Source organism: Cupriavidus sp. GW822-FHT02D05 (genome assembly GCF_058802485.1).
The window spans coordinates 24,144-30,143 of record NZ_JBXAOE010000056.1 but is presented as its reverse complement, the minus strand read 5'-3'; the positions used below and the strand labels follow the sequence as shown (position 1 = coordinate 30,143).

5 protein-coding genes and 1 pseudogene are annotated in these 6,000 nt (G+C 65.5%); 3 read left to right on the top strand and 3 right to left on the bottom strand.

What is annotated here, in order from left to right; translation table 11 throughout:
* Window positions 1-207, top strand: a pseudogene (locus AC1RQK_RS39395) (copper resistance protein CopQ); the annotation flags it as partial.
* A gap of 310 nt (window positions 208-517) precedes the next feature.
* Entirely contained in the window at window positions 518-1,084 is a 567-nt protein-coding gene (locus AC1RQK_RS39390; RefSeq protein ID WP_492814978.1) for a TetR/AcrR family transcriptional regulator, read from the top strand.
* 127 nt (window positions 1,085-1,211) lie between these two features.
* Here the strand turns inward: AC1RQK_RS39390 and AC1RQK_RS39385 are convergent, their stop codons facing one another.
* Both AC1RQK_RS39385 and fliD read right to left on the bottom strand, forming a co-directional pair.
* Entirely contained in the window at window positions 1,212-2,918 is a 1,707-nt protein-coding gene (locus AC1RQK_RS39385) for an MBL fold metallo-hydrolase (RefSeq protein WP_492370618.1), read from the bottom strand.
* A gap of 141 nt (window positions 2,919-3,059) precedes the next feature.
* The gene (fliD, locus tag AC1RQK_RS39380; protein WP_492370617.1) at window positions 3,060-4,496 is read right to left on the bottom strand and encodes a flagellar filament capping protein FliD; all 1,437 of its coding nucleotides are present in this window, start codon (window positions 4,494-4,496) and stop codon (window positions 3,060-3,062) included.
* 607 nt (window positions 4,497-5,103) lie between these two features.
* On the opposite strand from fliD, the gene AC1RQK_RS39375 reads away from it, so the two are divergent.
* Complete coding sequence (locus AC1RQK_RS39375; RefSeq protein WP_492370616.1) at window positions 5,104-5,367, top strand: hypothetical protein; 264 nt, start codon at window positions 5,104-5,106, stop codon at window positions 5,365-5,367.
* A gap of 135 nt (window positions 5,368-5,502) precedes the next feature.
* On the opposite strand, the gene AC1RQK_RS39370 is transcribed toward AC1RQK_RS39375, so the two are convergent.
* On the bottom strand, window positions 5,503-5,967 hold the full coding sequence (locus tag AC1RQK_RS39370) for a DUF4126 domain-containing protein (protein ID WP_492814975.1): 465 nt from the start codon (window positions 5,965-5,967) through the stop codon (window positions 5,503-5,505).
* Between the last annotated feature and the right edge of the window lie 33 nt (window positions 5,968-6,000).

The window sequence follows — 6,000 nt, the reverse complement described above, 5'->3', positions numbered from 1 at the left end:
ACCGACGGCGCGCGCAGCGGCAAGTTCGACCCGTTCACCGAAGGCGCACGCGTTGGCAAGGCTGACCCGTACACGGATGGTGCCCGCGTGGTAGCCGGCCTGGATCGCAGCGGCGTCTCCGCCAGCCCGGCCCGCAGCGTTGACGCTTACACCGATGGCGCGCGTGGCGGCAAGTTCGACGTGTTCAGCGAAGGCGCCAATGCCTGAGCGCGGCATGGGCATCCCGGCGATCGCCGCACGGATGCCCGATAGCGGTTGGGAAACAGAGTGAGCGTGAAATAGAGTAGGGGTGCATCATGAACTTACGGGACAGCTTCCTTATCCTGGCCGGCTGGGTGGTTCTCTGTGTCGCCAGTGGCTCTGCAATCACCGTGGTGGCGCAAGTGCTCCCGGCGTGAGCCGACATAGGGCGGTGATAAGCGCAATTGAGGCGTAACTTAGGCCAACTAAGCCGGCTTGTTGCGACTGCACACGAAATTGGCTTGAGGATCTATCGATAGATAGATAAGATCACGCTATGAAAACGCAATCCGTACGCGAACAACTGCTCGAACACACGTTGGTGCTTATCCGCCGACGCGGTTTCAATGGTTTCAGCTATCGCGACCTGGCCGAGCTGGTCGGCGTGAAGACGTCGAGCATCCATTATTACTTCCCCGCCAAGGACGACCTGGTGCTGGAGGCGGTGAAGGAATACAGCGCCCGCATCTCCGAGCGGCTGCGTAGCGTGGATGCTTCGCTTCCCCCTGCCGCGCAAGCCGAGGGCTACCTAATCTTCCTGCGTACCGCGGCCTGCGGCGACCAGATCTGCCTCGCGGGCATGTTGTCCACCGAGACGCTGTGCCTGCCGGAGTCGGTTCACGCCGAGCTCAAGGCGTTCTACCGCATGAACGAGAACTGGCTGATGGGGCTGATCGAGCGCGCGCAGAAGGAATACGGCAAGGTCTACCCGGTGACGGCTCGCGCGCTGGCGCAGGTGATCTACGGCGCGCTGCAGAACGGCCTGATCGTTGCGCGGCTGTTTGGGGCGCCTGAGCGGCTGGAGTCCGCCGCGGACCTGCTGATGGCTTCGGTATCCGAGTAATACGTACAAGACGTATAAGACGTATCAAATATCCGGGAAGTATCGGACGAGATGGCAGCCCGCTGCTGGCACATGAAAAAGCCGACCTGTCGAGGTCGGCTTTTTGTTTGCATCTGAGCGCCGCGTTTCAACCTGCTGCGTGCTTGGGCACCTGCCACGTCTCGTCGGACTCCTGCACGCGGCCGTCCTCCACCAGCTTGAGCAGGTGCGCCAGCAGCGAGCGCTTTGCCACCGGGAGCATGCGCTCCGGCACGTCGTCGTAGACGCGCAGGAGCAGGGCGTCGATGCCGGTCTCGCCAAGCTCCCGTAGCCCGTTGAGCACCTTTGCCTCACGCTGCATGCGATGGCGGATCAAGGTGCGGATGGCATCCACGGGCCGGGGCATCAGGAAGCCGTGGCCGGGCGCGAGCCATTCCAGGTCTTCGTCCTGCAACGCGGCCAGCGAGGCCAGGTACGCGCGCATGTCACCGTCGGGCGGATTGATGACGACGGTGGATCCCTGCATCACGTGGTCGCCGGTGAACAGGGTCTTTTCTTCCTCGAGCAGGAAGCAAAGATGATTGGATGCATGGCCCGGCGTGTGGACGACACGCAGCGTGCAGCCTTCGCCCAGCGCCAGGCGCTCGCCGTGCGCCAGGATGCGCTCGGGCTGGAAGGTCTGGTCCTGGCGTGGCGTCTGCGGCGCGGGGCGGCCCAGCACCGGCGCGCCGGTGGCGGCCTTGAGCCTGGATGCCGCCGGCGAGTGGTCGATGTGGGTGTGGGTGGCCAGGATCCAGCGGATCGGGCCTGGCGCGGCCGCCAGCACGGCGGCCACATGGGCTTCGTCGTCGGGGCCCGGATCGATCACGGCCCATTCGTTGCGCGCCGGATCGCCCACGAAATACGTATTGGTGCCGGGCCCGGTCATCACGCTGCCATTGCCGGCGGTGACGCGCCAGATGCGCTCGGACAGGCGTACCGCGGCGCCGGTCGCCAGCTCATAGCGCGCATGGCCCTGGCCTTGCGGGTCGATGCGCTCGATCTCGGCATAGGCGGGCTCGCTGGGCAGCACGGGCCGCAGGCCACCGCCGCCTTGGGCCAGGCGCGGCATGATGCGCGCAATGTCGCGCAGCTGCGCCGCATGGTCAAAGCAGGCCTGAGCAGTGTCGAAGCGGGCAATCGACGCTAGCGTGCGCCGCGTGACGGCCACCAGCTTCAGGCCGCGCGCCGGATCGATGGCATCGCTCGGGCGTATCCAGAGATGCTCCACGGCCTCGTCGCCATCGTGCGTGGCGGACTGGCCGGCGGGCGCCACGGCCACGAAAAAACGCGTGTCGAAGCGCTTGGGCAAGCCGGGTGGCGTCAGCCAGTGGCTGTGATACGCCAGGCGGTCCACAGCCAGGCGCACGCCAAGGCGCTCGCAGAGCTGCGCCATGCCCGGCCCACCGCTGCGCGCGGATTGCCTCAGCCATGCCTGCTGCGTGGCATCCAGCGTGTCCAGCGCGATCAGCTTGCCGCTGGCATCGCTCGCGAACAGCAGGCCGGCTTCCTCGAAACACTCGCGCACGGCTGCCAGGTAGAAATCCAGGCCGCCGTCAGGCAGCTTGAGACGGGTGCTGGCCGCGGCATCGTCCAGGCCGGCGCTGGCGTCGTGCAGGGTCTTGTCTTGGGGGTCGAGCGTGCCGCCGGGAAAGACGAAGGCGCCGCTGCTGCGGTCGTCGTCGCGCTCGGGGCGACGCACCAGCAGCACTTCCATGCCGGCCGCGCCATCGCGCACTACCAGGATGCTTGCGGCTTGACGCAGCGAGGGGGATCGTAAAGGAGGGGTGTTTCCGCTCTGTTCTTGTTCGCGCATATGGGGCGGTTCCTGATGGACTGGCTAGGATCAGGCGACAGTGTAGCGGCATCGCACGGTTATGCCATCAAGGGAAAGCGAGGACGGTAAGCCGTTAGCGGGGCCGTCCCGCACTTGCGGGCAGGACGGCTGCGGTGCTGATTACTGCTGGTTGGACGTTGTTTTGTTCATCGCTGCGAATTGCTGCGTGAGGTAGGTTTTGGTGGAGTTCATCCGGGTCATCATCAGGTCAAGCTGCTGGAACTGCGCGCGATAGCGTGCCATCGTGGCGTCGATCCCCGCGGAGGTGCGGGTGTAGGCGCTGTCGAGGTCCTTCAGGTTGGTGTTGAGGCCTTCGGTGGCCGTCGTCAGCGCGCCCTTTGTGGCACTGAACGATTTCACCATTTCCGTCAGTTGATTGCCATAGCCGGACTTGCCGTCGGCACCGCTGAACAGCTGCGCCACGCCGGTCCGGTTGGTGGCGAGCGCCTTGTTCAGCTTGGCGGTGTCGAGCCCCATGGAGCCGTCGGCCTTGAACGAGATCCCGATCTGGGTCAGGTTGACCAGGCTGGAGTCGCTGGTGGCGGTCTGCGGCGCGTTGAACACGGAGCGCAACTGGTTCTGGATCGTGCGCAGCGTAGCATCGCCCAGCAGCGGCGACTGCGTGCCCTTGTTGCTCTTGTCGAAGGCGGACAGCTTCGCGGCGGTGCTTTGCAGCGTGTTGTAGGCCGTGACAAAGCTCTGTACGGCGGTAGCCATCGTCCCGGTGTCGGTGACGGCGGTCACCGTGCTATCGCCCTTGCTCAGCAGGTTCAGCGTCAGGCCCGGCGCGGCGCCTTGCACCGAGTTGGTCGGGCTGCTCACGTCGATGCCGTTGATGTTCAGCTTGGCATCGAGGGCCTCGATGTTCTGCTTCATCGCCTTGGTGCCGGCCGGGTCATACGCCAGCAAGCCGGCAATGGTGCTGGGGTCGCCGGCGCCGTTGCTGTCCACGGAGATGCGCATGCTGGACTTGGCGCCCGTGGTGTTGGACGTCAGTACCATGCGGTACGGCGTGCTGCCGCCATCGTTGACGATGCTGGCGGTTACGCCCGAGTTGGATGCATTGATCGCATCGCGGATGCCGGCCAGCGTATTGTTGGTGCCGTTGATGTTGATCGAGGCAGGCTTGGCGGTGCCGGGCGTGAAGACGGCGCCCTCGGTGGTGCCGAATTCGATCGTGATCTTGGCGCTGCCCAGCAACTGGCCCGTGCTGTCGGTGATGCCATTGGACACCAGCGTTTGCGACTGCGCCAGCTGCGACACCTTGACGGCATAGCTGCCCGCCAAGGCGGACTTGTCGGCCACGACGCCCAGCACGCCGGTATTGCTGGAGGTGGTGGTGCTGCTGTTGTACAGGCTCGCCGAGCCGAGCGCGCTGGCGGCATTCTGGAACGAAGCCAGCGCGCCTTGCAGCAGACCATAAGCGGAGAGCTTGGTGGTGTGGACGGTGGCCTTCTTGGTCAGGGCAGTGAGCTTGGTCTCTTCCGCCTTTTGCAGATTGTCCAGCAAGGTGCTCAGGTCCAGCTGGGACCCGACTCCTATCGAGGAAATAGCCATGGTTGCAATCCCTTAATTGCATGTTGGAGGAGGCCGGCCCGCCGAAGCGGCCCGGCTGGTCAGGAGAGCCAGTTGCGCGCGGATGATACGGCCGGCACGCAGGGCTTCCTCGGGCGAGGTACTGATCGATGGCGTCGCCATAAGCGTGCGCTGTATTGCGACAAGCCGCTGGTTCCTGGCAGGAAATCCGGTGCCAGTGGCCTGGCTGTCGCGTCGCCCTTGATGTTGTCGACACGAGGGTAGATACGGATACGCCGGGACAGCCGTGGGACGCCACTGGCCATTTAGATGCTGCTGACTTCACCCCGGCTCGCTGATCTGTCGGCTGTGGGCGCCGATCTTGTCCTCGTTTCGCGCTGAAGATGTGCGCATCGACCGAAAACCAGGGGGTAATCCCGATCGTGTGCTTCACTCTTCACGCTCAAGATCGTAGCGGCGTGGGCCTGGGGCCAATTGAGTGAATAAGGGGTGAAAGTCCGCGCATATCGTTTGGGTCGGCGCCGCCCACGGCGTGTCGCCAACCGCAGCGAAACCCATCGCCGGGCCTGCAAAAAAATGCACTGCGGGACCGTCAATTTGCCATTAAGTTTGAGAGGGAGATGCCGATATGGACCGCAAGGGTTTGCTCGACGCAGCGGCGGTACTGGAAGACCTGGCGGCCGGCCAGCAGCCTGACCCAGCGCGCCTGGCGGCTGGCGCGCAGGCGCTGGAGGCCATGCACGCCGACCACCCCTCATGGCGCGACATGACCGACGCCGCCTTTGGCCTGCAGGCGCTGGCCGCGGGTGGCGCGCTTGGCCTGGACGCGAAGGGGCGCGCACGCGCGGCCCGCCTGGCGGAGGTCGTGCGCAGCCTGGTCGATCCGTTGTAGGACCAGCTGGCGGCGGTGCCTAAGAGGCCGTTTCAAGATGAAGCGAAGCGGTTCTGGCCAGGCGCGCGGCCGCAGACAGTACAAGCGGATCGGCCAAGGCCGCGCGACGACGCCAGCATCGTTTTGAAATGGCCTCTAAGCCAGCGACAGGACGATGACCGCCGCGCCAATGACGGCAACCAGGTCCTCAATGACCGCCGCCGGCAGGTCCCTGCCGAATATCGCCGCAAGGCGCGCGCGCACCGCCGCGCCGCCGAGCGTGCCGATCACCGCGCCCACGGCGCCAAGAATGCCCCCTCCCACCAGCATGCCGCCACCCGCGCCGATCGTGGCCCCGCACAGCGCCCCCGAGAGAATGCGCGCGCCGAACTGCGGCGGCACCTTGCGGCTCGGCGTGCCGGGCAGCTTGTCGGTGATGAGCTCCACTGCGGCCAGCACGCTGAAGACCCATGGCGTGAACCGATAGCCCATGAAGGCAAGCCAGCTGCCCGACAGATCCAGCAAGCCCGCGTGGACCGCCCAGCTGACGGCGGCAGGCGCCGTCATGGCGCGCAGGCCAGCCACGATGCCGATAAAAAGCGAGAGCACGTACAGGGTCATGGCGTCTGTCCTCAATCAAGGCTGACAACGGTG